Here is a 26,281-nt window from a genome sequence, read left to right as displayed (position 1 = left end):
CGGAACTGGTTGCCGATGGTGATGCTCACAAGAACCTCCATGATCTAACTGGCGTATAAAGTACGGTAGTTACATACCCATCCAACGTCAATAGGTGGTTATGATGGCGTCATGGTGGAACCGCGCCCAGACAACGACCAAGCCGGAACGGCGCCCGGCCAGTTGCGCTGGATCGAAGAGTTCATCAACACCCGCCGCGCCGACCGCGACGACATCGCCTCCCCTGAGCAGCTCGCCGCCTGGCTACAGGAGCGGAATCTGGTCACCGCAACAGCGAACGCCACACCGCAGCACCGGGACCGAGCCGAACAGATTCGAGAAGGACTTCGCGCGCTGATCGCCGGCAACAACGCCGAGCCGGTCGACAGTCCGCGCCCCGACGGTCTGAACCCCACCGCCTGCACCATTTTCGCCCAGCTCGCACCCACCCTGCCGATGACACTCGACGTCACCGCCCAGCCCCCGCGGCTGATCCCTGCCACCGGCGACCCGATCGATGCCGCCTTGACCCGGCTGCTCATCGCCGTCGCCGAGGCCGTTGCCACCAGCACCTGGCAACGGCTCAAAGCCTGCAGGGAACCGAGCTGCCGCTGGGCGTACTACGACCACTCCCGTAACCGCCGTCGCACCTGGTGCTCCATGGACCTCTGCGGCAATCGCGCCAAAGCCCGCAACCACCACCGCCGTTCCAGTGCGCCAGAACCGGCACCGAGATCTCGAGGTGGCGTGCCCGAACATCAGCGACACGTCCCGGACGAACATCACCACGGTGTCGCAGACCGCGGGCCCCGCGGCCGTCGGTAGCGGGGCTCCGGCCCTTACCGGCGACGGACGGTCGCGAGCCAGGCGGGCGTCGCATCGCTGAATCGTGTTCGGAGACTGTCCGATTCGATGGAGTCGACGCGCCAGTCTTCGTCGCCATCGAAGGGCGCCGACAGTGACTCCCTGCTGACGGGATGGGGTCCGGGGTCGGAACCGGTGTCGCTGAAGCAAAGAACGTAGAGGGTCCCACCGTGGTCGAGAACCGAGGCCAGGCTCGCCGCGTAGTCGTGTCGTTCGGTGTCGTCGAAGGTGTGGAAGAGCCCGCAGTCCAGGACCGTTCGGAAACGGCGAGGCAGACGTTCGAGATGGAGTGCGTCGGCCACCGCGAAGGTGGCGGCTATGCCGCGGTCGTCTGCGTTCTGCCGTGCCATGGCGACAGCCGACTCGGCCACGTCGACACCGAATACCGTCAGGCCGAGTGATGCGAGGTAGAGCGCGTTCTCGCCGGTGCCGCACCCCGCGTCGAGTATCTCGCCGGAGAATCCGCCCGCCTCGGCCAGCCGCACCACCGCCGGTTGCGGACCGCCGATGTCCCACGGTGCGGGGCCGTCGCGGTAGGTCGCGTCCCACGGCCGTCCCGACTGCCGTTCGTGGCTGGTCGGGGGTCGGCCGCGGAGCGGGTCGTCGGAGGGCATGGTCAGCGGATGAGCGTGGCGGACTCTTCGGCCAGGTCGAGCAGCGGCTGCGGGAAGACACCCAACAGCAGCGTGGCGCCCGCGCTGAACGCGACCACCAGGGTCGTCGCGAACGGGGCCGTCACGGTCGGGGCGTCGGCGGGGGGATCGGTGAAGAACATCAGGACGATCACCCGGACATAGAAGAACGCCGCGATCGCGCTGCACACCACGCCGATGATGACCAGCGAGGTGTAGCCCGCCCCAGAGGCCGCCGCGAACACCGCGAATTTGCTGACGAAACCGCTCGTCAGCGGCAAGCCGGCGAACGAGAGCAGCAGCAGCGCGAAAACCGAAGCCAGCCAGGGGGATCGGCGACCCAGACCCGCCCACTGCGACAACGCGGTCGCTTCGTCACCGGAGGAGTCGCGCACCAGGGTGACGACCGCGAAGGCGCCGACCGTGCCGAGTCCGTAGGCCAGCAGGTAGAACAGGATCGCCGCGACACCCGCGCTGTCGGCGGCGACGAGGCCGACGAGTAAGAAGCCCGCATGCGCGATCGAGGAATATGCGAGCATCCGCTTCACATCGGTCTGCGTGATCGCCATGACCGCGCCGACGGCCATCGTCGCCACCGCGACCGCCGCGAGCACCGGGCGCCAATCATCGCGCAGCGCATCGGCCGCCACCATCAGCACCCGCAGGGTCGCACCGACCGCGGCGATCTTGGTGGCGGCGGCCATGAACGCGGTGATCGGCGTCGGCGCACCTTGGTAGACGTCGGGCACCCAGGCCTGGAACGGGACCGCACCGATCTTGAACAGCAACCCGACGGCGAGCATCGCGATACCGAGCAGCGCCAGCGTCGCGTTCTCGGACTGGCTGTCCAGTGCCGCACCGATGCCGGGCAGCGAGACGGTGCCGGTCTGCCCGTACAGCAGGGCGACGCCGTACAGGAAGAACGCGGAGGAGAACGCGCCGAGCAGGAAGTACTTGAGCGCCGCCTCCTGCGACAGCAACCTTCTGCGCCGGGCCAGCCCGCACAGCAGATACAGCGGCAGCGAGAGCACTTCGAGCGCGACGAACATCGTCAGCAGATCGTTCGAGGCGGGGAACAACAGCAGGCCGCCGAGCGCGAGCATGGTCAGCGGGAACACCTCGGTGGTGGACACTCCGGCCCGCACAGCGGCCAGCTCGTGCGCGCTGCCGGGCACCGCCGACGCCTGCGGGGTGAACGCGTCGACACCCCGTTCGAGGACAGCGGCTGCCCGGCTCCAGGTGCCCGGCCCGCTGCGGGCCCGCGGTACCGCACCGCGCTCGGCGATCAACAGCAGGCCGAGCAGCGCGACAACCAGGATCGTGCCCTGCAAGAACAATGTCACGCCGTCGACCGCGACGGCACCCACCACGGCGGTGCCCTCGGTTCCCGCGAGCAGGATGACCGCAACCAATGCGCCGATCACACCGGCCAATCCGAGGACAACGTGCGTGAGATAGCGGGAAGGCCGTGGCACGAACGCCTCGACCAGCACACCGACCACGCCGACCGCGAACACGATCAGCATCGGTGCGAGCAGGTGGTATTCGATGCTCGGTGCGGGCAGGGTGGCCGCGAGCTCGTTGATGGTCACGGAGTCCGTCCTCATTTGTGTCCGCCTGCGGGCGGGGCGGCCGCACCTGCTTCGGGAGCGGGGACCGTCGGAGCGGGATCGTGCTTACCGATCGTCGAGAGGGTGTGCCCCACCGCGGGATCCACCAGGTCGAGGACCGGTTTCGGATAGAAGCCGAGCGCGAGCAGGGCGACAAGCAGCGGCACGACGACGGCGAGTTCGCGTGGCACCAGGTCACGCAGGTGCTCGTTGCCCTTCTTCACCGGGCCCGTCATCATCCGCTGGTACATCCACAGCACGTAGATCGCGGCCAGCACCAGCGCGCCGGTCGCGACGACCGCCGCCACCTTGTACTTGGCGAAGGTGCCGATGAGGACCAGGAATTCGCTGACGAACGGTGCGAGACCCGGCAGCGACAGGGTGGCCAGACCGGCGATCAAGAAGGTGCCGGCCAGCACCGGCGCGACCTTCTGCACACCACCGAACTCGGCGATCATCCTGGTCCCGCGCCGCGAGACGAGGAATCCGGCGATGAGGAACAGTGCGGCCGTGGACAGTCCGTGGTTGACCATGTAGAGCGCAGCGCCCGACTGCGCCTGGGTGGTCATCGCGAAGATGCCGAGGATGATGAACCCGAAGTGCGAGATCGAGGTGTAGGCGATCAGGCGCATCACATCGGTCTGCCCGATCGCGAGCAGCGCACCGTAGACGATGCCGATCACCGCGAGGGTGATCACCAACGGCGCGAACGTGTCCGAGGCGAGCGGGAACAGCAGCAGGCAGTACCGGAGCATGCCGAACGTGCCGACCTTGTCGACCACGGCCATCATCAGCACCGCGCTCGACGGGGTGGCCGAGACGGCGGCGTCGGGCAGCCAGGTGTGCAGCGGCCACAGCGGCGCCTTCACCGCGAACGCGAACATGAACCCGAGGAACAGCGCGTTCACCACCGCGGTGCTGCCACCGAGCTGACCGTTGTTGGCCGCGGCGACGACGGTCCGCAGATCGAAGGTGCCCGCCGAGCCTTCGCCGAGCCCTGCCTGCGCGGTCAGCACGTACAACCCGATGATCGCGGCGAGCATGATCAGTCCGCCGAACAGGTTGTACAGCAGGAACTTCACCGCGGCTCGTGAGCGTTGCGCGCGGATGGCGGCGTCGCTGGTGCGTGCTCCGAAGCCGCCGATGAGGAAGTACATCGGGATGAGCATCGCTTCGAAGAAGATGTAGAACAGCAGGATGTCGAGGGCGAGGAAGGAGATCAGCACCATCGACTCGACCAGCAGCATCAATGCCATGTAGATGTGGGCGGACCTGCGCCCGCCGCCTGCCGCGGTGTCGTCGTGCCAGCCTGCCAGGATCAGCAACGGCATCAGCACCGCCGTCAGCAGCACGAGGACGGTGGCGATGCCGTCGAGGCCGAGGGTGTAGCCGACGCCGAACGCCGGAATCCATTCGTGCGATTCGACGAACTGGTATTGGTCGCCGCCAGGCTGGAACCGGACCGTCACCGTGACGGCGGCCGCGAGCACACCGATCGACACCGCGAAAGCCAGTGCGCGGGCAACGTTCCGGTGCGCGGCGGGCACTGCGAGCACCAGCGCAGCGCCGACCGCGGGGGCGAGCCAGAGTGTCGTCAGCCAGGGAAACGAGTTCACCAGAACCTCACCGCCAGCAGGGCAGCGGCAACCAGGGCCGCGCCGGTGAACATGGACAGGGCGTAGGAACGCACGAAACCGGTCTGGATCCGCCGGGTTCGCGCCGACAGTCCGCCGATCCCGGCGGCTGTGCCGTTGACGATGCCGTCGACACCGCGCGCGTCGAGGAACACCAGCGCGCGGGTGAGATGGCGACCAGGACGCTCGAACGCCGCCTCGTTGACCGCGTCGCCGTAGAGATCCTTGCGCGCGGCCGTCGTGAACACCGTGACCTTCTCGGGAGCGATCTCCGGGACCGGGCTCTCGGCGTACTTGCGGTAGGCGACCGCGACACCGATGGCGACGGCGGTCAGCGCCAGCGCGGTGACAACGCCCGCAGGCACGACGGGTTCCGCGTGATGCGAGCCGACGACCGGTTCGAGCCAGTGCTGCAGCGAGGAACCCCAGACGAATATTCCGCCCGCGAAGACGGAACCGAACGCGAGCAGGATCATCGGGCCGGTCATCACCGCTGGTGCTTCGTGCGGGTGGGTGTCGGGCTTCCAGCGGCGCTCGCCGAAGAACGTCATCAGCATGACGCGCGTCATGTAGAAGGCGGTGAGCGCGGCGCCGACGAGGGTGACCGTGCCGAGCAGAATGCCGGTCGCGCCACCGTGATCGAAGGCGACCTCGATGATCTTGTCCTTGGAGAAGAACCCGGAGAACGGCGGCACCCCGATGATGGCCAGGTACCCGAGACCGAACGTGACGTAGGTGATCGGCAGCAGCGTGCGCAGCCCGCCGTAGCGCCGCATGTCGGTCTCGTCGTTCATCGCGTGCATCACCGAACCGGCACCGAGGAACAGGCCCGCCTTGAAGAAGCCGTGGGTGAGCAGGTGCATGATCGCGAACGCGTAGCCGGCCGGGCCGAGACCGACCGCCAGGATCATGTACCCGATCTGGCTCATCGTCGAGGCTGCCAGTGCCTTCTTGATGTCGTCCTTGGCGCAGCCGACGATCGCACCGAACAGCAGCGTCACCGCGCCGACAGCGATGACCGCCGTGCGCGCGTCGGGTGCGAGGTTGTAGATCGGGTTGGAGCGGGCGATGAGGTACACGCCCGCGGTGACCATGGTGGCCGCGTGGATGAGCGCCGAGACCGGCGTCGGGCCTTCCATGGCGTCACCGAGCCAGGACTGCAGCGGCACCTGCGCGGACTTGCCGCAGGCGGCCAGCAACAGCAGCAACCCGATCGCGGTGAGCGTGCCTTCGCTCGCACCGGGCGTCGCCGCGAAGACGGTGCGGAAATCGAACGAGCCGAACACCGCGAACATCGTCATCATGGCGATCGCCAGGCCCATGTCACCGACCCGGTTCACCACGAAGGCCTTCTTGGCTGCCGTTGCGGCCGAGGGCTTTTCGTACCAGAACCCGATCAGCAGGTAGGACGCCAGACCGACGCCTTCCCAGCCGAGGTAGAGCACCAGATAGTTGTCGGCCAGGACCAGCACGAGCATGGCGGCCAGGAACAGGTTGAGATAGCCGAAGAACCGGCGCCGGCCCGGATCGTGGCTCATGTAGCCGATCGAGTAGAGGTGGATCAGCGATCCGACGCCGGTGATGAGCAGGGCGAAGCAGATCGAGAGCTGATCGAGTTGCAGCCCGAACCCGACCTGGAGGTCACCGACGGGCACCCACTCGAACAGTTCCTGGTGGATCGCGCGCTCGGCATCGGCGCGACCGAGCATGTCGACGAAGGCGACGGCGGCCACCACGAACGAGGCCAGCGCGGCGGCGGTGCCGAGGTAGGCGCCCCAGCGGTCGGCGAAGCGTCCGAGCACGAGCAGCACGATCGCGCCCGCCAGCGGGAGGGCGGGCAGCAGCCACAACGTTGCGGTGCCCATGTCAGAACTTCAGCAGGTTGGCGTCGTCGACCGAGGTCGACCGGCGGGCACGGAAGATCGTCATGATGATGGCAAGGCCGACGACCACTTCGGCGGCCGCGACGACCATGGTGAAGAACGCGATCACCTGCCCGTCGAGGTTGCTGTGCAGGCGGGCGAAGGTGACGAACGCCAGGTTCACCGCGTTGAGCATCAGCTCGATGCACATGAACACCACGATGGCGTTGCGGCGCAACAGCACTCCCGCGGCGCCGATGGTGAACAGCAGCGCAGACAGGAACAGGTAGTTCTGGGGGTTCACCGGGTGCCTTCCTCGTCGGCCGTCGGGGTGACGTCGCTGCCCTTGCCGACCGAGAGCGCGGCGGCCTCGGTGTGCGCGCGGGTGCGGCGGTGACGCAGGATCGTGCTCACCGACAGTTCGGCGAAGGTGCCGTCGGGGAGTTGGGCGGGGCTGTCGACGGCGTTGTGCCTGGCGTAGACGCCCGGGGTGGGTTGCGGGGTGACGCGCTCGCCCGCGGTGCGGAACCGGTCGCGCGACATCTCGCGCTGACCGCGCCGCGGCGTGAAGTGGTCACGGTGTGCGAGCACCATCGCGCCGATGGTCGCGGTGATCAGGAGCGCGCCGGTGAGTTCGAACGCCCACACGTAGCGCAGGAAGATCAGTTCGGCCAGTTCGGCGATGACGTCGCGACCGCCGAAACCGCGTCCGGGGTAGCTGGTCGCACTGTCGCGCAGTGCGGCGCCGATGCCGCCGATGAGCAGCAGCCCGAATCCGAGACCGACGATCGCGGCGGCGATCCGCTGCCCGCGCAACGTCTCCCGCAGTGATTCGGCCGAGTCGACGCCGACGAGCATCAGCACGAACAGGAACAGCATCATCACCGCGCCGGTGTAGACCACGATCTGCACGACGCCGAGGAACAGCGCGCCCTGGGCGATGTAGAACACGGCGAGCGCGATCATGGTGGCGGCCAGGCAGATCGCCGAGTGCACGGCCTTGGCTGCGGTCACCATGCCGAGGGCGCCGAGCACGGCGATCGGGGCGAGCACCCAGAACAGCACCGCCTCACCGGTGGAGGTGGACGCGATCTCGGCGGCCAGCACGTGTGCGGTGGTCATCGCAGCACCTCTTCCGACGTGGTGGGGCTGACCCGGCCCAGGTAGTAGTCGGCCTCGTCGGTGCCGGGCGCCATCGCGTGCGGCGGCGCGGTCATGCCCTCGCGCAGCGGGGCGAGGAGGCGGTCCTTCTCGTAGATCAGGTCGGCGCGGTTGTCGTCGGTGAGCTCGTATTCGTTGGTCATCGTGAGCGCCCGGGTGGGGCAGGCCTCGATGCACAGACCGCAGCCGATGCAACGCAGGTAGTTGATCTGGTAGACGCGGCCGTACCGTTCACCCGGGGAGAAGCGTTCGTCTTCGGTGTTGTCGGCGCCTTCGACGAAGATGGCGTCGGCGGGGCAGGCCCACGCGCACAGTTCGCAGCCGATGCATTTCTCCAGGCCGTCGTCGTACCGGTTGAGCTGGTGGCGGCCGTGATAGCGCGGCGCGGTCGGCACCTTCTGCTCGGGGTAGGACTCGGTGTTGGGCTTCTTGAACATCGTGGCCGCGGTGACCGCGAAACCGGCGAGCGGGTCGAAAAGGCCGATCTCGGGCTGTTCGCCTGCCGGGCGCGGCGGCATCGGCGGGACCGGGAAGCCGAGGAACACGGGGGATTTCGCGGGTTCCCCCGGCAGCGGTGGCAGGCCTTCGGCGCGGCCGGCGCGCAGGAACATCGCGATCATCGCGGCGGTGATGAGGATGCCGACGGTCACCAGGATCGCGGTCTGGCCGGGAATGCCCTCGATGTCGAGGACCCGGGCGGTGGCCACGATCATCACCCACACCAGCGAGGTCGGGATGAGCAGCTTCCAGCCGAGGTTCATGAACTGGTCGTAGCGCAGGCGGGGCAGGGTGCCGCGCAGCCAGACGAACACGAACAGGAACGTCCACACCTTGGCGGTGAACCACAGCAGCGGCCACCAGCCGGAGTTGGCGCCCTCCCACAGGCTGATCGGGAACGGCGCCCGCCAGCCGCCGAGGAACAGGGTGGTCGCCAGCGCGGACACCGTGGCCATGTTGACGTATTCGGCGAGCATGAACATCGCGAACTTGAGCGAGGAGTACTCGGTGTGGAAGCCACCGACCAGCTCGCCTTCGGCTTCGGGCAGGTCGAACGGCGCCCGGTTGGTCTCGCCGACCATCGCCACGCAGTAGATCAGGAACGAGGGCAGCAGCAGGAAGACGTACCAGGTGCCTTCCTGGGCGGTCACGATGCCGGAGGTCGCCATGGTGCCGGACAGCAGGAACACCGTCGCGAACGTCAGTGCCATCGCGATCTCGTAGGAGATCACCTGCGCGGTGGATCGCAGACCACCCAGCAGCGGGTAGGTCGAACCCGACGACCAGCCGGCCAGCACGATGCCGTACACGCCGATGGAGGTGATGGCGAGGATGTAGAGGACGCCGACGGGCATGTCGGTCAGTTGCAGCGGGGTGCGCTCGCCCAGGATCGACACCTCGGGGCCGAACGGGATGACCGCGAACGCCATGAACGCCGGGATCACCGAGATGATCGGGGCGAGCACGAAGATCGGCTTGTCCACGATCGCCGGAATGATGTCTTCCTTGAGCGCCATCTTCACGCCGTCGGCGATGGACTGGAACATGCCCTTCGGTCCGACCCGGTTGGGGCCGAGGCGCATCTGCATCCTGGCGACGACTTTGCGTTCGGCGTATACCGCGATCAGCGGCACCAGCATCAGGTACACGAAAACGCCGAGTGCCTTGAGTACCACCAGCCAGAGCGGGTCGGTGCCGAAGACAGGTGCCGAATCGGCCGCGAGGTGCAGCACGGGATCACTCATGACGGTGTTCCTTCATCCTGTCGTCGGCGCGGCGCAGGCGCACCAGGGCGCCGGGCGTCACGCCGAGGGCGGCGGTGACCGTCGAACCGGGCGAGTGCAGCGGCAGCCACACCACCCGGTCGGGCAGGTCCGTGATCATCAGCGGCAGCGTGATCTCGCCGCGGTCGGTGTAGACGATGATGTGATCGGCGTCGTCGGCTTCGATCTCGGCGGCGGTCGCGGCGGACAGTCGCGCCACCGGCGGCCGGGCGATGCCGGCGAGGTTGGGTTCGCCGTCCTGCATGCGGCCCGCGTCGAGCAGCATTCGCCAGCCGGCGAGTACCGCGGTGCCGGGCCCCGGCAAGGGACCGGTCTGGCTGGTCGTTTCCGGTGCGGAGATCGGCGTACCGGTCCACGCGCCGAGGGCGTCGAGTTCGGTGCGGGCGGTCGCCGGGTCCGGCAGGTTGATCGGCGTCCCCATTTCGGCGGCGAGGGAATGCAGTACCCGCAGGTCTGACAGCGGTGCGGCGACTCGGCGTGTGGTGTCCAGTGGTGCGGCGGCGAACGGGCGTGGCCTGCCCTCCCAGGTGCGGAAGGTCCCGGATTTCTCCATCACGGACGCGACCGGGAAGACGACGTCGGCGCGTTCGGTGACAGCGCTGTGGCGCAGCTCCAGGCTGACGACGAAGCGGGCGTCGTCGATGGCGGCCAGTGCCGCGGCCGGGTCCGGCAGGTCGACCGGATCGACGCCGCCGATGACCAGCGCGCCGAGTTGTGCGGCGCTCGCCACAATGCCCGCGGTGTCGCGGCCGAGGGTGACGGGCAGTTCCTCGGCCTGCCAACGGTGCCGAACCTGTTGACGTGCGGCGGGATCGACAACCGGCCTGCCGCCGGGAAGCAGCCCGGGCAGCGCGCCCGCCTCCAGCGCACCGCGCTCACCCGCACGACGCGGCACCCACGCGAGTCCGGCACCGGTGGTGTCGGCCAGGCGGACCACCGCCGACAGCGCGCCGGGGCTGCCCGCGAGTCGCTCGCCGGCCATGATGACCGCTCCCGACGTGCGCAGCAGCGCCATGAGATCGGCTGCGTCCGCTGAAGTTTCGGCACCGATGGCGTCGAGGACAGCGGCTTCGCCGCAGGGCGGGGTCTGGACGAGCGCACCCGACATGCGTTCGAGCCCACGTGAAGCGAACGGCGCCAGCGACACCACGCGCGTGCCGCGAGTCCGGGCGGCCTTGCGCAGCCGCAGGTAGACGATGGGTGATTCCTCTTCCGGCTCGAAACCGGCCAGCAGCACGACGGGGGCAGTCGAGAGCGCCGTGTAGTCGACCTGGACGCCGCGTCCGGCGACGCGGGCCGCGAGGAACCGTTCCTCTTCCTCGGAGTGCATCCGGCTGCGGAAGTCGATGTCGTTGGTGGCGAGCACCATTCGCGCGAACTTGCTGTAGGCGTAGGCCTCTTCTTCGGTGACCCGGCCGCCGACGAGCACGCCCGCGTTGCCGATCGCGGCGCGCAGTCCGGTCGCGGCGGCCGCCAGTGCTTCGGGCCAGGAGGCCGGTGCGAGCACGCCGTCCCAGCCGCGCACCAGTGGTGTGGTGAGACGGTCGCGTTCGGTGGCGTAGGTGAAGGCCCAGCGGCCTTTGTCGCAGTTCCACTCCTCGTTGACCTGCGGGTCGTCACCGGCCAGGCGGCGCAGGACCTTTCCCCGCCGATGATCGGTGCGCTGGGCACAGCCGGAGGCGCAGTGCTCGCAGACACTCGGGGTGGACACCAGGTCGAACGGGCGCGCCCGGAATCGGTAGGAGGTGCCGGTGAGCGCGCCCACCGGGCAGATCTGCACGGTGTTGCCGGAGAAATAGGAGTCCAGTGGTTCGGCCTGGGCGATGCCGACCTGTTGCAGCGCACCGCGATCCATCAGCTCGATGAACGGGTCGCCCGCGACCTGCTGGGAGAACCGGGTGCACCGCGCGCACAGCACGCACCGTTCCCGGTCCAGCAGCACCGCCGAGGACAGCGGGATCGGCTTCGGGTAGGTGCGCTTTTCGCCGTCGAACCGCGAGTCGGCGCTGCCGGTCGACATCGCCTGGTTCTGCAGCGGGCACTCCCCGCCCTTGTCGCAGACCGGACAGTCCAGCGGATGATTGATCAGCAGCAGTTCCATCACGCCGCGCTGGGCCTTCTCGGCGACCGGTGAACTGATCTGGGTGCGCACGATCATCCCGTCGGTGACCGGAATCGTGCAGGAGGCGACCGGCTTTCGCTGTCCTTCCACCTCGACGATGCACTGCCTGCAGGCACCGACCGGATCGAGCAGGGGATGGTCGCAGAAGCGAGGGATCTGCACGCCGATCAGCTCGGCGGCGCGTATCACCAAGGTGCCGACGGGCACCTGGATGGTGGTGTCGTCGATGGTGACGCTCACCAGGTCGGCGGGAACCACCTCGCTGCTGTTTCCTGGGGCGATCGCTGTCATCGGTTCCCTTCCCCTGATGCCCACACCGTGGCGCGTGCCGGATCGAACGGGCAGCCGCCGCGGCGCTGATGCTCGACGTACTCGTCGCGGAAGTACTTCAGCGAGGAGAAGATCGGGCTGGCCGCGCCGTCACCGAGCGCGCAGAACGATTTGCCGTTGATGTTGTCGGCGATGTCGGCGAGCTTGTCGAGGTCGGCCTCGGTGCCCTGGCCTGCTTCGAGTCTGCGCAGCAGCTGCACGAGCCAGTAGGTGCCCTCGCGGCACGGTGTGCACTTGCCGCAAGACTCGTGGGCGTAGAACTCCGTCCAGCGCAGGACCGCGCGCACGACGCAGGTGGTGTCGTCGAAGATCTGCAAGGCTTTGGTTCCCAGCATGGATCCGGCGGCGGCGACACCTTCGTAGTCGAGAGCCACATCGAGGTGGTAGGCGGTGAACAGCGGTGTCGACGAACCGCCCGGCGTCCAGAACTTGAGCGTGTGTCCCGCGCGGACGCCACCGGCGTAGGCGAGCAGTTCGCGCAGGGTGATGCCGAGCGGCGCCTCGTACTGGCCGGGCCGCGCGACGTGCCCTGACAGCGAGTACAGCGTGAACCCGGGCGATTTCTCGCTGCCCATCGACCGGAACCATTCGGTGCCCTTGCGCAGGATCGCCGGGACGCTGGCAATGGATTCCACATTGTTGACGACCGTCGGGCATGCGTAGAGCCCGGCGACAGCGGGAAACGGCGGCCGCAACCTGGGCTGGCCACGCCTGCCTTCGAGCGAATCGAGCAGCGCGGTCTCTTCGCCGCAGATGTAGGCGCCCGCACCCGCGTGCACGATCAGTTCCAGGTCGAAGCCGGAGCCCAGGATGTTCCGGCCGAGGTAGCCCGCCTCGTAGGCGTCGGCGACGGCGGCCTGCAACCTGCGCAGCACCGGCACCACTTCGCCGCGCACATAGATGAACGCGGTGGCCGCGCGGATCGCGTAGGCGGCGATCACCACACCTTCGATGAGGGTGTGCGGGGTGGCCAGCATCAGCGGAATGTCTTTGCAGGTACCGGGTTCGGATTCGTCGGCGTTGACGACCAGGTAGTGCGGTTTCGTCGTGCCGTCGGGGCCTGGGCCCTGCGGGATGAACGACCACTTCATGCCGGTCGGGAAGCCTGCGCCGCCGCGTCCGCGCAGGCCGGCGTCCTTCACCGTCTGGATCACGTCGTCGGGGGCCATGCGCAGGGCGGCGCGCAGGCCCTCGTAGCCGCCGGTGGCGCGGTAGCTGTCGATGGTCCAGGACTCTGGGCGGTCCCAGTGCTCGCTGAGAACGGGAGTGAGTGTGGTCATCTCATGCCCCCTGTCCGGCGGAGTCATCTTCTGCCGCAACGTCTTCCGCGACATGTAGCCCAGCAAGGGTGGCCTCGCCCGGGGCTCCGTCGAGCGCGCCGGGCCGTTCGTCGGGGAAGCCGGCGAGGATGCGCGCGGTTTCGCGGAAGGTGCACAGGGGAGCGCCCCGAGTGGGCCGTACCTGATGGCCCGCGCGCAGGGCATCGGTGATCTCCCGCGCCGATTCCGGGGTCTGGTTGTCGAAGAATTCCCAGTTCACCATCATCACCGGCGCGTAATCGCAGGCGGCATTGCACTCGACGTGTTCGAGGGTGATGGCGCCGTCGGCGGTGGTCTCGCCGTGCCCGATACCCAGATGCTGTTGCAGCGCTTCGTAGATGGCGTCGCCGCCGAGGACCGCGCAGAGGGTATTGGTGCACACGCCGACGTGGTAGTCGCCGGTGGGGGTGCGCCGGTACATCGAGTAGAAGGTGGCGACGGCGGTCACCTCGGCGCCGGTGAGACCGAGTTGGTCGGCGCAGAAGTCGATCCCGGTGCCGGTGACATACCCTTCCTCGGCCTGCACCAGGTGCAGCAGGGGCAGCAGCGCCGACCGGGGGTGCGGGTAGCGGGCGATGATCTCCTTGGCGTCTACTTCGAGCCGCTGCCGCATATGCGGCGGGTACGGCTCCGGCCTGCTGGTCAGCTTGAGCTCTATCTTCATCGGTCCACTCCGCCCATGACGGGGTCGATGCTGGCGACCGAGGCGATGACGTCGGCGACCATGCCGCCCTCGCACATCGCGGCCACCGCCTGCAGATTGGTGAACGAGGGATCGCGGTAGTGCACCCGGTACGGCCGGGTGCTGCCGTCGCTGACCATGTGCACGCCCAGCTCGCCGCGCGGTGACTCCACCGCCGTATACACCTGTCCCGCGGGCACACGCATGCCCTCGGTGACGAGCTTGAAGTGGTGGATCAGCGATTCCATCGAGGTGCCCATGATCTTGCCGATGTATTTCGGCGAGTTGCCCAGGCCGTCGGGGCCGAGCTGCAGGTCGGCGGGCCAGGCGATCTTCTTGTCGTCGACCATGACCGGACCGGGACGCAGCCGGTCGAGACACTGCTCGACGATCTTGAGCGATTCGGTCATCTCGGCGACCCGGATCAGGTAGCGGCCGTAGCAGTCGCAGCCGGTGGTCGTCGGGATGTCGAATTCGTAGTTCTCATAACCGCAGTAGGGCGCCGACTTGCGCAGATCGTGGGGCAGGCCGGTGGCACGCAGAACCGGGCCGGTGATGCCGAGCGCCATGCAGCCGGTGAGGTCGAGATAGCCGATGTCCTGGGTTCGCTTCTTCCAGATCGGGTTGGCGCTGAGCAGATGTTCCATGTCGCGCAGTCGGCCCGGCATGATCTCGAGGAGTTCGCGCACCTTGGTGACGCCGTCGTCGGGCAGGTCCTGGGCGAGGCCACCGGGACGGATGAACGCGTGGTTCATCCGCAGGCCGGTGATGGTCTCGAACACGTCGAGGATGAGCTCGCGTTCCCGGAACCCGAACAGCATCGGGGTGAGCGCGCCCAGTTCCATGCCGCCGGTCGCCAGCGCGACCAGGTGCGAGGAAATGCGATTGAGCTCCATCAGCATGACCCGCACCACCGTGGCGCGCTCCGGGATCTGCTCGGTGATGTCGAGCAGTTTCTCCACGCCGAGGCAGTAGGCGGTTTCGTTGAAGAAGGGGGACAGGTAGTCCATCCGGGTCACGAAGGTGACGCCCTGGATCCAGGGGCGGAATTCCAGGTTCTTCTCGATGCCGGTGTGCAGGTAGCCGATGCCACAGCGGGCTTCGGTGACGGTCTCGCCTTCGATCTCGAGGATCAGGCGCAGCACTCCGTGCGTCGACGGGTGCTGCGGGCCCATGTTGACGACGATGCGTTCTTCGCCCCCACCCTCGATCACCTCGCTGACCTGGTCCCAGTCCTGGCCTGCGACGGTGACGACCTGCGGTTCGTCGCGGCGGAAATCGGTGTCGGTCATCAGCTGTAGGTCCTCCGCTCGTCGGGCGGCGGTATCCGCGCGCCCTTGTACTCCACCGGGATCCCGCCGAGCGGGTAGTCCTTGCGCTGCGGATGGCCGCGCCAGTCGTCGGGCATGGTGATGCGGGTCAGCGAGGGATGCCCGTCGAAGCGGATGCCGAAGAAGTCGTAGGTCTCGCGTTCGTGCCAGTCGGTCGTCGGATACACCGCGAACAGCGAGGGAATGTGCGGATCGGCATCGGGGGCAGACACTTCCAGCCGCACTCGCCGGTTGTGTGTGATCGACATCAGGTGATAGACCGCGTGCAGTTCGCGGCCTTCGTCGTCGGGATAGTGGACGCCGTTGACGCCGAGGCACAGTTCGAAGCGCAGCGAGGTGTCGTCGCGCAGCGCGCTCGCGACGGCGACCAGATGCTCGCGCCGCACGTGCAGGGTGATCTCGTCGCGGAAGACGACGATCTTCTCGATCACGGTGTCGAAGGCGATCACCTGGTTGGTCAGCGCGGCGCGCAGGGTGCCGACGAACGCGTCGAACCAGCCGCCGTAGGGCGGTGGGGTGCCCGCGGGCAGGGCGACGGGGGTGACCAGGCCGCCGTAGCCGGAGGTGTCACCGGTGCCGGTGACACCGAACATGCCGCGGCGGGTGCCGATCACCTCGTCCTCGGGTGCCGCGGGCGGCGTCGGCGCGGTGGGAGTTTCCTCCGGAATGTCTTGTCCCGCATTGCTGTCGGCGTTGTCGGGAGCGTCGAACGTCATCGCAGCAGGCCCTCCATCCGGATGGTCGGCGTGCTGGCCAGCGCTGCCTGTTCGGCGGCGCGGATCGCTTCCTCGCGGTTGACGCCCATCGGCATCTCGGCGATCTTGGCGTGCAGCGCGAGGATCGCGTTGAGCAGCATCTCCGGGCGCGGCGGGCAGCCGGGCAGGTAGATGTCGACCGGTACGATGTGGTCGACACCCTGCACGATCGCGTAGTTGTTGAACATGCCGCCCGAGGACGCGCAGACGCCCATGGCCAGTACCCATTTGGGTTCGGTCATCTGGTCGTAGACCTGGCGCAGCACCGGTGCCATCTTCTGGCTGACCCGGCCCGCGACAATCATCAGATCGGCCTGGCGCGGGGAGGCACGGAACGCCTCCATGCCGAAGCGGGCGATGTCGAATCGCCCCGCGCCGGTGGCCATCATCTCGATCGCGCAGCAGGCCAACCCGAACGTCGCGGGCCAGACCGAGCCCTTACGCAGGTAGCCGGCGAAATCTTCGACGGTGCTCAGCAGGAACCCGCTGGGCAGTTTCTCTTCGAGACCCATTATTTCCCACTCATTCCCAGCTGAGGCCGCCGCGCCGCCACTCGTAGGCGTAGGCGACCGACACATTGACGATGAACAACGCCATCGCGGCGAGCCCGAAGAGCCCGAGCGCATCGAAATGCACGGCCCACGGGTAGAGGAACACGATCTCGATGTCGAAGATGATGAACAACATCGCGGTGAGGTAGTACTTCACCGGAAAGCGCTGTCCCGTGGCGTTTCCCGGGCCGCCCGCGATGGCGTGCGGTGTCGGCTCGATGCCGCATTCGTAGGGTTCCAGCTTGGCCCTGTTGTAGCGCTTCGGGCCGATCAGCGCCGCCATGATGACGGAGAACACCGCGAACGCGGCAGCGATGGCGCCGAGTACGAGCGCGGGCACCTCGATATTCACGACTGCTTTCCCCTCCTCGCTGGAGCAGGTCGAGCCGTGTGGCCCGGCCGCGGACGGCAGCTTTGGCGAGACGGGGCCGACAACGTTGTCCGCCGATACGGGGCTCGCGCAAGGCTGTGCAGCGATGGCGGAGCGTTATACAAGAGCCCGTGCTCGTGTGAGCTAGAGCACAGACTACCGCCGTTTCGGTGGTCCGCCGCGCGTTTCCGGGGCGGGATTTGATCGATTTCGGTACCGCGATTCATGAGCGATCCGGGGGTAATCCCGGACGGGCGCACGACGAGCAACCACTGGTGTTACCAGTGGTGATAGACAGAACTGTGCGACTCGGACTATCCGAGGGATCGGGACGATGCCCGGTTGCCGCCGATCAGCGGGCGAGCAGGATGGTGGTCACCGCGCGGGTCAGCTGCATGGGGTCGATCGGATGCGACACCGCCGCCTCGGCGCGCGACCAGTTCGCCAGCCAGGCGTCGTCGGGCCTGCCGGTCAGCACGACCACCGGCGGGCACTCCTCGATCTCGTCCTTGAGCTGTTTGGCGATGCCGAGGCCACCCGCGGGCGCGGATTCCCCGTCGAGGATCGCGAGATCGATCCCGCCGGCGTCCATCTGCTCGATGACCACCGGCGCGGTGGCGACCTCGAAGAAGTCGAGTTCCGGTAGATCAGCGCGCGGCTTACGACCCAGCGCCAGGATCACCTGTTGCCTGGTGTCGGCATCGTTGCTGTAGACCAGTACGCGCAGCGGGGTGGAACCATTCGATTCGGCCACGCTCGGATCGTACGTCCGCGCGGGCCGGCCGCGTGGCAGGTTCGCCGGATCAGCCGGTTGGCCTGCGGGGCAAGATAGTCCACCGTAGGTCCTGGCGGGTTACCAGTCGCCGTCCTGGACTTTCTTGTCGCCCAGGGGGATCACCGGAAGTGGCTGTTCGATGGGCGGATTCGGGTGTTCATCGGCGAGCCAGTCGCCGGTGGGTTTCACATCGGCGAGTTCGGTCGACGGCGGTAGGTCGTCGGCGTCGGCGGCGTAGTAGTCGAACCAGGGCAGGTTGTGCTGGGCGTAGGCCTGGGCGGTGATCGGGGTCGGCGGTGCCGGTTCGCCGGTGATCTGCTGCCATTCGGCGGCGGAGGCGAGGTGGACGAAGACGCGGCCGTCGGCGTCGGGGTGGTAGTCCTCGATCGGGCGCTTGTCGGCGAAGATCTCCTGGCGCATGGTTCCACCCGCGCCGAGACCCATCTTCCTGGCGGCAGGGCTCGCTCCCCGAGCACGCGACGAACCGGCGGGCGCGGCGCCGGGAGCGGCACAGGCGACCGGAGCGCCGTAGTGCGGTGCGGCCGGTGGCGCGCCGTAGACCATTTCCTCGGCGAGCCACGGTGCGGTGGGCGCGGCGGGCATGCGTTGCCGCCTGGCGCGCTCGGCGGCGTTCCAGGCCTCCAGCGCGGCATCGGTGAGCCCGTGGACGGCGAGCTGCACGCCACCCCATTGCTCGGTGCCCGTCACCTGGCCTTCGACGGTCGCACCGAGTCCGAGCGGCACCGCGACGAACTGACGGACCGTGCCGTCACCGGAGTTGATGCCGTCCATCCACGGCTGTTCGGGTAGCGCGAGGTAATTCTGCGGATCCTTACCGATGGTGTCGCTCCAGGGCTTGCCGGACACCGCGCAGACCTTGCCGACGCCGACCTTCAGCGCAGCGGGGGTGGTGGCGGAGAATCGCAGCCACATGGCCTCGCGCTGGTAGACCGGCAGCATGACGCCACCGCGCCTGCGCCATTCGGCGGGCACCGTGTCGGGGTAGTCGGCGACCCGGCGCAGCGGGAACGTACCCAGACCGGGCGGCAGCGGATAGGTGCCCGTCTCGGGCAGTCGCAGGGTGCGGATGAAGGTCACCCGCACGCCGCCCGGCAGTTCGAGCGCATCCCCGGACAATTTCACTTCGGTCGACATATCCCACCCCTTCGTTCGATTGCGTACAGACGAATCCGTCCCCCTGGCGACGACCGTACCCCCGGCACGGGTCAGCGTCCACGGTGTCGCGATCAGCGACGCGACGTCAGCCCGAACTCGGTGCGGACGCCGCTGAACAGCACCTCTACCAGCTCGCCGAAGATGATCGCGGCTTCGTCGAGCGTCGGCAGTGCTCAGCATCATGGCACGACGCACCGACAGCAATCGATCGGCTGCCCGCACCACGACAGACACGTTGTTGTGTTAGTGACAAAAACCTGTGGCGGCGTGGGGGACTCACCGTTTACGGTCACCACGATGAGCAAGCAATGGCACCACGTGGCCGTGGTGAACGAAGAGATCGCCGAGCGCGGAAACTACCGAACCGCCGGCGGCGCACACATCGAGATCGGTGCGGAACTGGCGGCGGCACGGGCAGGGACGGTGTCGTACACACCGGCCCAGCTAGATGCGATCGTGAATACCGGTGCACCCGGAGCCGGACCCACCATGGTCGAGGTGACCGACGAAGGCAGTGTGCAAGCAGCTCGACGGCTGTACGCAGCCGGCGGGAGCGGAAGAATCGGAGTGCTCAATTTCGCGTCGGCACGCAATCCCGGTGGCGGTTACCTGCGTGGAGCGCGAGCGCAGGAGGAAGATCTGTGCCGGAGCGCCCTGCTGTACACGTGCCTGCTCGAGGCCCCGGATTATTATGCGGCGCATCGCGCGTCGACGGATCTCAGCTACAGCCACCGGGTGATCGTCTCGCCGGACGTGCCGGTGATCCGGGACGACCAGGGCGAGCTGGCCGAGCCGATCCCGGTGACCTTCCTGACCTCTCCTGCGCCGAACGCGGGTGAACTGGCCCGCCGTTCGGCGACGGTAGATGTACGCGAGGTGCTGACACACAGGGCCGAGCGCGTGGTCGCTGCCGCGGCCGGCCACGAGGTGCGCACGCTGGTGCTCGGTGCGTGGGGCTGTGGGGTGTTCCGCAACGACCCCGCCCAGGTCGCCGATGCGTTCGGTGCCGCGCTGGGCGCGTGGGGCGCGGCGTTCGATCGCGTGGTGTTCGCCGTCTGGGACCGTGCGGCCGATTCGGTCAATCGCGCGGCCTTCCAGTCGCGTTTCGGCGCGAGCGGATAGCTGGCACCGGAGCCTCGCTATGGCCCGATGGTGGCGTGGAAAGCGTCTGTTCCGGTTTCGAGTGGATCGATGAGGTGGGCCAGAAACAGTCGGGTCGCGGGGGTGGGGGTCGGCGTGGTGACCGCATGCCAGGCCCGGTCGAGGGGGGTGCCTGGTACGTCGATCGTGTGCAGCGCACCGGATTCCAGGTGCTCGCCGACGGCATCGGAGTGGATGAGGGTGATACCGAGCCCCTCCCGCGCGGCAGCGATGACCGCGCCGTGTGAACCCAGAGTCAGCGTCGGTGGGTCGATTTGGAGGCGGTCGATCAGCGCGAGCGTCGCTTCGCGGGTGCCCGAACCGTTGCCGCGCAGTAGCCAGGTGGTGTGGCGTGGATCGTGGGTGTCGCCTGCGCCGACGACGACGAGGGTGCTCGGGCGCCGCGCCTGGATGACCAGGTTCGCCGCGTGCGGGGGCCTGCCCGCGATGACGAGATCGGTCTCATGGTGTTGCAGTTCGAGAAACAGCACGTCACGGGGCTGGATGGACAGGCTCAGTTCCACATCGGGGTAGCGGTGACGAAACGAGGCCAGCGGCCGCAGCACCACCGATTCGCCCGCGGTCGCGACGACGCCGATCCGTAGCCGGCCCGCCTCGGCCTGCCGGACCGCGGCGTGCGCTTCCTTCATGAGGCCGAGGATCCCGCGGCAGTACTCGGCGTAGACCCGGCCCGCCTCGGTCAGTGCTATCCCGCGCCCGGATCGGGTGATCAGTTTGGCGCCGAGCTGCTTCTCGACATGGGCGACCGCCGCCGACACCGCCGCCTCGGTGACATGCAGCTGGGCGGCTGCGCGGCGAATGCTGCCCAGCCGGGCCACCGCGAGGAAGGTTTCCATCCGCCCCGCACTCACCCTGCCCATTACCCGACGGTAGCAAACTCAACGTTTCGGTTGAGCGTTCCGAGAAACATTCACATTGTTTGTGACGGTCGCGGGCCCCATCCTGGAATTCGACAGGCGCACACCGGATTCCACAGGAGGAACCATGGCGGAAGAAACCGAACGGGATCGTTGGGATCCGGGTGTTCAGTCGTACGCGTCGATGGGATATTACGCACCCGACTACGTGCCCTCGGATACCGATGTGCTCGCGGTGTTCCGGGTGACCCCGCAGCGCGGTGTCGATCCGATCGAGGCCGCGGCGGCGGTGGCGGGCGAATCATCCACTGCCACTTGGACTGTCGTGTGGACCGACCGCCTCACCGCGCACTCGAAGTATCAGGCGAAGTGTTACCGGATCGACGAGGTGCCGGGCAGGCCGGGCGAGTACTTCGCCTACATCGCCTACGATCTGGATCTTTTCGAGGAAGGGTCGATCACCAACCTCACCTCCTCGGTCATCGGTAATGTCTTCGGATTCAAGCCGCTGCTCGCGTTGCGGCTCGAGGACATGCGTATTCCGGTGGCCTATGTCAAGACCTTCCAGGGCCCGCCGCACGGCACGGTGATGGAACGTGAATATCTGAACAAATACGGCAGGCCACTGCTCGGTGCGACGGTGAAACCGAAACTCGGTTTGTCGGCACGCAATTACGGCCGGGTGGTATACGAGGCCTGCAAGGGCGGCCTGGATTTCACCAAGGACGACGAGAACATCAACTCGCAGCCGTTCATGCGCTGGCGCGACCGGTACCTGTTCGCGATGGAGGGCGTGAACCGGGCGATGGCCGAGACCGGCGAGATCAAAGGCCACTACCTCAATGTCACCGCCGCCACCATGGAGGACATGTACGAGCGGGCCGAGTTCGCCAAGGAACTGGGCTCGGTGGTCATCATGATGGACCTCACCGTCGGCTACACCGCGATGCAGTCGATGTCGAAGTGGGCGCGGCGCAACGGGGTGCTGCTGCACCTGCACCGGGCGGGCCATTCGACGTTCACCCGGCAGAAGACGCACGGTGTGAGCTTCCGGGTGCTGGCGAAATGGTGCAGGCTGATCGGTGTCGACCATGTGCACGCGGGAACCGTGGTGGGCAAATTGGAAGGCGATCCGGCGACCACCCGCGGTTTCTACGACACCCTGCGCGAGAACCACATTCCCACCGACCTGGGCAACGGCATCTTCTTCGACCAGGACTGGGCGAGCCTGCCCGGGGTGATGCCGGTGGCCTCGGGCGGTATCCACGCAGGCCAGATGCACCAGCTGCTCGATCTGTTCGGCGACGACGTGATCCTGCAGTTCGGTGGCGGCACCATCGGCCATCCGCTCGGGATCGCGGCCGGCGCCGAGGCCAACCGGGTGGCGCTGGAAGCGGTGGTCAAGGCACGCAACGAGGGTCGCGACCTGATCAAGGAGGGACCCGATGTGCTGCGCACGGCCGCCTCGACGTGTCGTCCGCTCGAGGTCGCGCTGTCGACCTGGGGTGATGTCACCTTCGAATACACGTCCACCGACGCACCCGACGCGGTGCCGACGCCGAGCCTGTAGGGAGCACCATGTATCTGCGACACGGGACGTTCTCGTATCTGCCCGAGTTCACCGACGAAGAGATCGCGGCACAGGTGCGCTACGCACTGCTCAACAACTGGCCGGTCTCGATCGAGTACACCGACGATCCGCATCCGCGCAACACCTACTGGGAGATGTGGGGGTTGCCGCTGTTCGACCTCGACGAACCCGACGGGGTGATGGCCGAGATCAACGCCTGCCGGGCGACGTTTCCTCGCCACTACGTGCGGGTCACCGCCTATAACGCGACCTACACGAAACAGACGACGGCGCTGAGCTTCCTGGTGCAGCGCCCTGCCGAGGAGCCCGGTTTCGAGCTGGCGCGGGCCGAGGGCTCGGATCGCCGCCAGATCTACAGCCTGCGCTCCTACGCCACCGATCGTCCACAGGGACAGCGGTATGGCGGCTGACGGATCCGCGGGCGGATTCCGGTCGCCGCGGCCGGGCGTCACCGACGCCCGGCCGTCGCGCCCGCCCGCCGAGGGCGCCACCGCGACCGAGGAACTGCTGAGCGAGGACGCGCTGTTGGATCTTTCTCTCGACCTGGCAGGCCACGACGTGGCCGAAACGCTGGCCGCGCTCGACGCGGAGCTGATCGGCCTGGCGAATGTGAAGGAACGGGTGCGCGAGATCGCGGCGCTGCTGATGATCGACCGGGCGCGGCGGCGCTTCGGGCTGGAATCGTCGCGCCCGACGATGCACATGAGCTTCACCGGCGGACCCGGCACCGGGAAAACGACGGTGGCGTTGCGGATGGCGCAGATGCTGCACGCGCTGGGCTACATCCGGAAACCGAAGGTGCACACGGTGACCCGTGACGACCTGGTCGGCCAGTTCATCGGCCACACCGCGCCCAAGACCAAGGAGGCGATCGCCAAGGCCGCGGGCGGTGTGCTGTTCATTGACGAGGCCTACTACCTGTTCCGGCCGGAGAACGAGCGGGATTACGGGCAGGAGGTGATCGAGATCCTGCTGCAGGAGATGGAGAGCGAGCGGGCGAATCTGGTTGTCATCTTCGCCGGTTACCCGGATCGGATGGACCGCTTCTTCTCGGCCAATCCCGGGCTGTCGTCGCGGGTGGCCCATCACCTGGAGTTCGCCGACTACACCCACGAAGAACTCCTCGGCATCGCCGAATTGATGGTGACAGGGGAGAACTTCCGCTTCGACGCGGCCGCGCACGTCGCGTTCGCGGAGTACCTGACGGTGCGGATGACCCGGCCTCGGTTCTCGAATGCGCGCAGCGTGCGCAATGCGATCGATCGGTGCCGGTTGCGTCAGGCCAAACGGCTCGTCGAGGCGGCGCGGCCGCTGTCGAAGACCGACCTGATCACCCTGTGCGACCGGGATGTCTACGGCAGCAGCGTATTCGACGACGCGGGGCAGGAGGTGGTCGCGACGCCATGCCGGACGGATTGAAGACCCTCACCCGCTACACGATCGAGGAGGAACACCGCCATCCCGGTTCGTCGGGTGAGTTCTCGGCGCTGGTCAACGTGGTGGCCACGGCGACGAAGATCATCGCCAATCAGGTGACGCGCGGTGCGATCATCGGATCGGGCCGCGACGACGAGCCGATGTCGGTGAGCAGGCGCCTCGACGCGCTGACCGACGAGATCATGGTGGCCCAGACCCAGTGGACCGGGCATCTGTCGGGGTTGCTGTCCGAGCAGCGCGCCACCGCGCTGCCGGTGCCGGCGACCCAGCGGCGCGGCAAATATCTGCTGGCCTACGACGCGCTGGACGGGTCGAGCAATATCGACGTGAATCTACCTGTCGGCTCGATCTTCAGCATTCTGCGCGCACCGCAGGAGGTGCTGGCCGGCACCGCGGAGCCGGGCGACGCCGACTTTCTGCAGCCCGGTGTGGCGCAGGTGTGTGCCGGGTTCACCCTCTACGGCCCCGCGACGATGCTGGTGCTCACCACCGGCAGCGGGGTCGACGGGTTCACTCTCGATCGGGAGATCGGCGCGTTCGTGCTGACCCATCCGCACATGCGGATCCCCGACGACACGTCGGGTTTCGCGATCAACGCGGCCAACGAACGATTCTGGGAACGCCCGGTGCGCCGCTACGTGCAGGAGTGTCTGGAGGGGGTGGACGGGCCGCGGGGACGTGACTTCAACATGCGCTGGGTCGCCTCGCTGGTGGCCGACACCTTCCACATCCTGACCAGGGGCGGGATGTACCTGTATCCCCGCGATACCCGCAATCCGGCACGGCCGGGGCGGGTTTCGCTGTTGTACGGGGCGAATCCGATCGCGTTCATCGTCGAACAGGCCGGTGGTGCGGCGACCACGGGGCATGACCGGGTGATGTTGGTGTCGCCGGCCGAGGTGCATCAGCGGGTGCCGTTCATCTTCGGTTCCCGCAACGAGGTGCTGCGCGTCGAGCGCTACCACTCCGAGCCGGACGCCGGCCCGAGTTTCGACAGCTCGCTGTTCGGCTCGCGGTCGCTGTTCCGTCCGGCCAAGCACGATCAGCGCACGTAGGAGTCGCCCATGTCGGTCAAGCATCCCGTTGTCGCGATCACCGGTTCGTCCGGTGCGGGGACGACCAGTGTCACGCGCACTTTCGAGGAGATCTTCCGGCGGGAGGGGATCAGCGCGGTGGTGGTGGAAGGCGATTCGTTCCACCGTTACGACCGCTCGGAGATGAAGATCGCGATGGCCGAGGCCGAGCAGCAACGCAATACGACGTTCTCGCATTTCGGTGAGGACGCGAATCTGCTGCCCGAATTGGAGGCGCTGTTCCGGGATTACGGTGAGTCGGGTGTCGGGCAGGTACGCAAATACCTGCACGACGACGAAGAGGCCAAACCGTACGGGCAGCCCGCGGGCACGTTCACCCCGTGGGAGGATCTGGCGCCTGGCAGTGACCTGCTGTTCTATGAGGGGTTGCACGGTGCGGCGGTGACCGATGCGGTCAATGTCGCCCGATACACCGATCTGCTGGTCGGTGTGGTGCCGATCATCAATCTCGAGTGGATCCAGAAGGTGTACCGGGACAAGACCCATCGCGGATATTCCAGCGAGGCGGTGATCGATACGATCCTGCGCCGGATGCCGGATTACGTGAAATACATCTGTCCGCAGTTCTCGCGGACGTATGTGAATTTCCAGCGGGTGCCGACCGTGGACACGTCGAATCCGTTCATCGCGCGCAGCATTCCCACGGCCGACGAGAGTTTCGTGGTGATCCGGTTCGCCGATCCGAAGGTGATCGACTTCCCGTATCTGCTGTCGATGCTGCATGATTCGTTCATGTCGCGGCCGAACTGCATCGTGGTGCCGGGCGGGAAGATGGAGCTGGCAATGCAGTTGATCTTCACGCCGCTCATTCTGCGGTTGATGGACAAGCGGCCCAAGCGATTCGTGTGATCAGGCCTGATCCCCGTCGCGCTCGGCCTGCTGCCTGCGGGCTTCGCGACGCTGTTGTTCGGCGCGTTCGCGCAGCGAGCGCAGGAACGCTTCGTCGTCGTCTGGGTTGGTCGCCACAGCGCGGCCGGGCCGGTCGTACTCGCTGAAGCGGGTGGTCGACGCGGGTCGCGACGGGGTGATCGGCCTGCCGGCGAACAGCCACAGCAGGGCACCGATCGTCGGGACGAGGACGACCACGAGCACCCATCCCATCTTCGGCAGATGGCGGATCCCGTCGTCGGGACTGGTGACGATGTCGACCAGGCAATACACCCACAGGGCGAGGGTCAGGAAGCCGAGTACGGCGTAAGGCATGCGC

25 protein-coding genes are annotated in these 26,281 nt (G+C 67.5%); 7 read left to right on the top strand and 18 right to left on the bottom strand.

Annotated elements, in window-relative coordinates:
* Window positions 1-111 precede the first annotated feature (111 nt).
* The gene (locus ACWF82_RS05865) at window positions 112-804 is read left to right on the top strand and encodes a CGNR zinc finger domain-containing protein (RefSeq protein WP_452498387.1); all 693 of its coding nucleotides are present in this window, start codon (window positions 112-114) and stop codon (window positions 802-804) included.
* A gap of 14 nt (window positions 805-818) precedes the next feature.
* Here ACWF82_RS05865 and ACWF82_RS05860 read toward each other — a convergent pair whose 3' ends face one another.
* The 16 genes from ACWF82_RS05860 to ACWF82_RS05785 all read right to left on the bottom strand — a co-directional run bounded on the left by ACWF82_RS05860 (window position 819) and on the right by ACWF82_RS05785 (window position 18,913).
* Window positions 819-1,457 (bottom strand): class I SAM-dependent methyltransferase, encoded by a 639-nt coding sequence (locus tag ACWF82_RS05860; protein ID WP_452498385.1) that lies wholly within the window; start codon window positions 1,455-1,457, stop codon window positions 819-821.
* A gap of 2 nt (window positions 1,458-1,459) precedes the next feature.
* Window positions 1,460-3,082 carry an NADH-quinone oxidoreductase subunit NuoN gene (nuoN, locus tag ACWF82_RS05855; protein ID WP_452498383.1) on the bottom strand — a complete coding sequence of 541 codons (1,623 nt, stop codon included), beginning with the start codon at window positions 3,080-3,082 and terminating at the stop codon, window positions 1,460-1,462.
* Complete coding sequence (locus tag ACWF82_RS05850) at window positions 3,079-4,701, bottom strand: NADH-quinone oxidoreductase subunit M (RefSeq protein ID WP_452498381.1); 1,623 nt, start codon at window positions 4,699-4,701, stop codon at window positions 3,079-3,081. Before ACWF82_RS05850 ends, nuoN begins: the two co-directional genes overlap by 4 nt.
* The gene (gene nuoL / locus ACWF82_RS05845; protein WP_452498379.1) at window positions 4,698-6,584 is read right to left on the bottom strand and encodes an NADH-quinone oxidoreductase subunit L; all 1,887 of its coding nucleotides are present in this window, start codon (window positions 6,582-6,584) and stop codon (window positions 4,698-4,700) included. The genes ACWF82_RS05850 and nuoL overlap by 4 nt, the downstream gene beginning before the upstream one ends.
* A 1-nt stretch (window position 6,585) precedes the next feature.
* A complete protein-coding gene (nuoK, locus tag ACWF82_RS05840) occupies window positions 6,586-6,885 on the bottom strand; it encodes an NADH-quinone oxidoreductase subunit NuoK (RefSeq protein ID WP_189028720.1) in 300 nt (99 codons plus the stop codon).
* A complete protein-coding gene (locus ACWF82_RS05835) occupies window positions 6,882-7,703 on the bottom strand; it encodes an NADH-quinone oxidoreductase subunit J (protein WP_452498377.1) in 822 nt (273 codons plus the stop codon). The genes nuoK and ACWF82_RS05835 overlap by 4 nt, the downstream gene beginning before the upstream one ends.
* Complete coding sequence (nuoH, locus tag ACWF82_RS05830; RefSeq protein WP_452498375.1) at window positions 7,700-9,484, bottom strand: NADH-quinone oxidoreductase subunit NuoH; 1,785 nt, start codon at window positions 9,482-9,484, stop codon at window positions 7,700-7,702. The genes ACWF82_RS05835 and nuoH overlap by 4 nt, the downstream gene beginning before the upstream one ends.
* Entirely contained in the window at window positions 9,477-11,936 is a 2,460-nt protein-coding gene (locus ACWF82_RS05825) for an NADH-quinone oxidoreductase subunit G (protein WP_452498373.1), read from the bottom strand. Before ACWF82_RS05825 ends, nuoH begins: the two co-directional genes overlap by 8 nt.
* Window positions 11,933-13,255 carry an NADH-quinone oxidoreductase subunit NuoF gene (gene nuoF / locus ACWF82_RS05820; protein WP_452498371.1) on the bottom strand — a complete coding sequence of 441 codons (1,323 nt, stop codon included), beginning with the start codon at window positions 13,253-13,255 and terminating at the stop codon, window positions 11,933-11,935. The genes ACWF82_RS05825 and nuoF overlap by 4 nt, the downstream gene beginning before the upstream one ends.
* Window position 13,256: 1 nt before the next feature.
* Window positions 13,257-13,958, bottom strand: a complete 702-nt coding sequence (gene nuoE / locus ACWF82_RS05815) for an NADH-quinone oxidoreductase subunit NuoE (RefSeq protein ID WP_452498369.1) — start codon at window positions 13,956-13,958, stop codon at window positions 13,257-13,259.
* The gene (nuoD, locus tag ACWF82_RS05810) at window positions 13,955-15,268 is read right to left on the bottom strand and encodes an NADH dehydrogenase (quinone) subunit D (protein ID WP_452498367.1); all 1,314 of its coding nucleotides are present in this window, start codon (window positions 15,266-15,268) and stop codon (window positions 13,955-13,957) included. Before nuoD ends, nuoE begins: the two co-directional genes overlap by 4 nt.
* Window positions 15,268-16,023: an NADH-quinone oxidoreductase subunit C gene (locus ACWF82_RS05805; protein ID WP_452498365.1), complete on the bottom strand. Its 756-nt coding sequence runs from the start codon at window positions 16,021-16,023 to the stop codon at window positions 15,268-15,270. The genes nuoD and ACWF82_RS05805 overlap by 1 nt, the downstream gene beginning before the upstream one ends.
* Window positions 16,020-16,574 carry a NuoB/complex I 20 kDa subunit family protein gene (locus ACWF82_RS05800; RefSeq protein WP_019047013.1) on the bottom strand — a complete coding sequence of 185 codons (555 nt, stop codon included), beginning with the start codon at window positions 16,572-16,574 and terminating at the stop codon, window positions 16,020-16,022. Before ACWF82_RS05800 ends, ACWF82_RS05805 begins: the two co-directional genes overlap by 4 nt.
* Before the next feature lie 10 nt (window positions 16,575-16,584).
* A complete protein-coding gene (locus tag ACWF82_RS05795; RefSeq protein ID WP_189028737.1) occupies window positions 16,585-16,965 on the bottom strand; it encodes an NADH-quinone oxidoreductase subunit A in 381 nt (126 codons plus the stop codon).
* 370 nt (window positions 16,966-17,335) lie between these two features.
* Window positions 17,336-17,737: an Rv3143 family two-component system response regulator gene (locus ACWF82_RS05790; protein ID WP_378856823.1), complete on the bottom strand. Its 402-nt coding sequence runs from the start codon at window positions 17,735-17,737 to the stop codon at window positions 17,336-17,338.
* A 99-nt stretch (window positions 17,738-17,836) separates the two neighbouring features.
* Complete coding sequence (locus ACWF82_RS05785) at window positions 17,837-18,913, bottom strand: hypothetical protein (RefSeq protein ID WP_452498364.1); 1,077 nt, start codon at window positions 18,911-18,913, stop codon at window positions 17,837-17,839.
* Window positions 18,914-19,033: 120 nt separating this feature from the next.
* Between ACWF82_RS05785 and ACWF82_RS05780 the strand changes: the two genes are divergently transcribed.
* On the top strand, window positions 19,034-20,056 hold the full coding sequence (locus ACWF82_RS05780; RefSeq protein ID WP_452498362.1) for a TIGR02452 family protein: 1,023 nt from the start codon (window positions 19,034-19,036) through the stop codon (window positions 20,054-20,056).
* A 17-nt stretch (window positions 20,057-20,073) separates the two neighbouring features.
* Here ACWF82_RS05780 and ACWF82_RS05775 read toward each other — a convergent pair whose 3' ends face one another.
* Entirely contained in the window at window positions 20,074-20,955 is an 882-nt protein-coding gene (locus ACWF82_RS05775; RefSeq protein ID WP_379305959.1) for a LysR family transcriptional regulator, read from the bottom strand.
* Between the two features lie 124 nt (window positions 20,956-21,079).
* Between ACWF82_RS05775 and ACWF82_RS05770 the strand changes: the two genes are divergently transcribed.
* From ACWF82_RS05770 to ACWF82_RS05750, 5 genes are read left to right on the top strand one after another with little or no spacing between them, the layout of a single operon-like run.
* Window positions 21,080-22,522 (top strand): form I ribulose bisphosphate carboxylase large subunit, encoded by a 1,443-nt coding sequence (locus ACWF82_RS05770; protein WP_452498360.1) that lies wholly within the window; start codon window positions 21,080-21,082, stop codon window positions 22,520-22,522.
* Between the two features lie 8 nt (window positions 22,523-22,530).
* A complete protein-coding gene (locus ACWF82_RS05765; RefSeq protein ID WP_379305963.1) occupies window positions 22,531-22,953 on the top strand; it encodes a ribulose bisphosphate carboxylase small subunit in 423 nt (140 codons plus the stop codon).
* Entirely contained in the window at window positions 22,943-23,962 is a 1,020-nt protein-coding gene (locus ACWF82_RS05760) for an AAA family ATPase (protein WP_452498358.1), read from the top strand. Before ACWF82_RS05765 ends, ACWF82_RS05760 begins: the two co-directional genes overlap by 11 nt.
* Window positions 23,947-25,035 carry a class 1 fructose-bisphosphatase gene (locus tag ACWF82_RS05755; RefSeq protein WP_452498356.1) on the top strand — a complete coding sequence of 363 codons (1,089 nt, stop codon included), beginning with the start codon at window positions 23,947-23,949 and terminating at the stop codon, window positions 25,033-25,035. The genes ACWF82_RS05760 and ACWF82_RS05755 overlap by 16 nt, the downstream gene beginning before the upstream one ends.
* A 9-nt stretch (window positions 25,036-25,044) precedes the next feature.
* Window positions 25,045-25,923 carry a phosphoribulokinase gene (locus tag ACWF82_RS05750; protein ID WP_452498354.1) on the top strand — a complete coding sequence of 293 codons (879 nt, stop codon included), beginning with the start codon at window positions 25,045-25,047 and terminating at the stop codon, window positions 25,921-25,923.
* Here ACWF82_RS05750 and ACWF82_RS05745 read toward each other — a convergent pair whose 3' ends face one another.
* Complete coding sequence (locus ACWF82_RS05745; protein ID WP_379305971.1) at window positions 25,924-26,277, bottom strand: PLD nuclease N-terminal domain-containing protein; 354 nt, start codon at window positions 26,275-26,277, stop codon at window positions 25,924-25,926.
* Window positions 26,278-26,281: the final 4 nt, after the last annotated feature.

The organism is Nocardia sp. NPDC055053 (genome assembly GCF_053608285.1).
The sequence above is the reverse complement of the archived record's forward strand: the minus strand, read 5'-3'. Positions and strand labels throughout refer to the sequence as shown.

What these genes read in the sequence shown, in the direction of transcription:
- nuoH (WP_452498375.1), bottom strand. Translation starts at nt 9,484, where the DNA reads ATGAGTGATCCCGTGCTGCACCTCGCGGCCGATTCGGCACCTGTCTTC.
- ACWF82_RS05770 (WP_452498360.1), top strand. Translation starts at nt 21,080, where the DNA reads ATGGCGGAAGAAACCGAACGGGATCGTTGGGATCCGGGTGTTCAGTCG.
- ACWF82_RS05755 (WP_452498356.1), top strand. Translation starts at nt 23,947, where the DNA reads ATGCCGGACGGATTGAAGACCCTCACCCGCTACACGATCGAGGAGGAA.
- ACWF82_RS05750 (WP_452498354.1), top strand. Translation starts at nt 25,045, where the DNA reads ATGTCGGTCAAGCATCCCGTTGTCGCGATCACCGGTTCGTCCGGTGCG.
- nuoD (WP_452498367.1), bottom strand. Translation starts at nt 15,268, where the DNA reads ATGACCGACACCGATTTCCGCCGCGACGAACCGCAGGTCGTCACCGTC.
- ACWF82_RS05745 (WP_379305971.1), bottom strand. Translation starts at nt 26,277, where the DNA reads ATGCCTTACGCCGTACTCGGCTTCCTGACCCTCGCCCTGTGGGTGTAT.
- ACWF82_RS05765 (WP_379305963.1), top strand. Translation starts at nt 22,531, where the DNA reads ATGTATCTGCGACACGGGACGTTCTCGTATCTGCCCGAGTTCACCGAC.
- ACWF82_RS05865 (WP_452498387.1), top strand. Translation starts at nt 112, where the DNA reads ATGGTGGAACCGCGCCCAGACAACGACCAAGCCGGAACGGCGCCCGGC.
- ACWF82_RS05805 (WP_452498365.1), bottom strand. Translation starts at nt 16,023, where the DNA reads ATGACGTTCGACGCTCCCGACAACGCCGACAGCAATGCGGGACAAGAC.
- nuoL (WP_452498379.1), bottom strand. Translation starts at nt 6,584, where the DNA reads ATGGGCACCGCAACGTTGTGGCTGCTGCCCGCCCTCCCGCTGGCGGGC.
- nuoE (WP_452498369.1), bottom strand. Translation starts at nt 13,958, where the DNA reads ATGAAGATAGAGCTCAAGCTGACCAGCAGGCCGGAGCCGTACCCGCCG.
- nuoN (WP_452498383.1), bottom strand. Translation starts at nt 3,082, where the DNA reads ATGAGGACGGACTCCGTGACCATCAACGAGCTCGCGGCCACCCTGCCC.
- ACWF82_RS05775 (WP_379305959.1), bottom strand. Translation starts at nt 20,955, where the DNA reads ATGGGCAGGGTGAGTGCGGGGCGGATGGAAACCTTCCTCGCGGTGGCC.
- nuoF (WP_452498371.1), bottom strand. Translation starts at nt 13,255, where the DNA reads ATGACCACACTCACTCCCGTTCTCAGCGAGCACTGGGACCGCCCAGAG.
- ACWF82_RS05835 (WP_452498377.1), bottom strand. Translation starts at nt 7,703, where the DNA reads ATGACCACCGCACACGTGCTGGCCGCCGAGATCGCGTCCACCTCCACC.
- ACWF82_RS05860 (WP_452498385.1), bottom strand. Translation starts at nt 1,457, where the DNA reads ATGCCCTCCGACGACCCGCTCCGCGGCCGACCCCCGACCAGCCACGAA.
- ACWF82_RS05785 (WP_452498364.1), bottom strand. Translation starts at nt 18,913, where the DNA reads ATGTCGACCGAAGTGAAATTGTCCGGGGATGCGCTCGAACTGCCGGGC.
- ACWF82_RS05760 (WP_452498358.1), top strand. Translation starts at nt 22,943, where the DNA reads ATGGCGGCTGACGGATCCGCGGGCGGATTCCGGTCGCCGCGGCCGGGC.
- ACWF82_RS05800 (WP_019047013.1), bottom strand. Translation starts at nt 16,574, where the DNA reads ATGGGTCTCGAAGAGAAACTGCCCAGCGGGTTCCTGCTGAGCACCGTC.
- ACWF82_RS05825 (WP_452498373.1), bottom strand. Translation starts at nt 11,936, where the DNA reads ATGACAGCGATCGCCCCAGGAAACAGCAGCGAGGTGGTTCCCGCCGAC.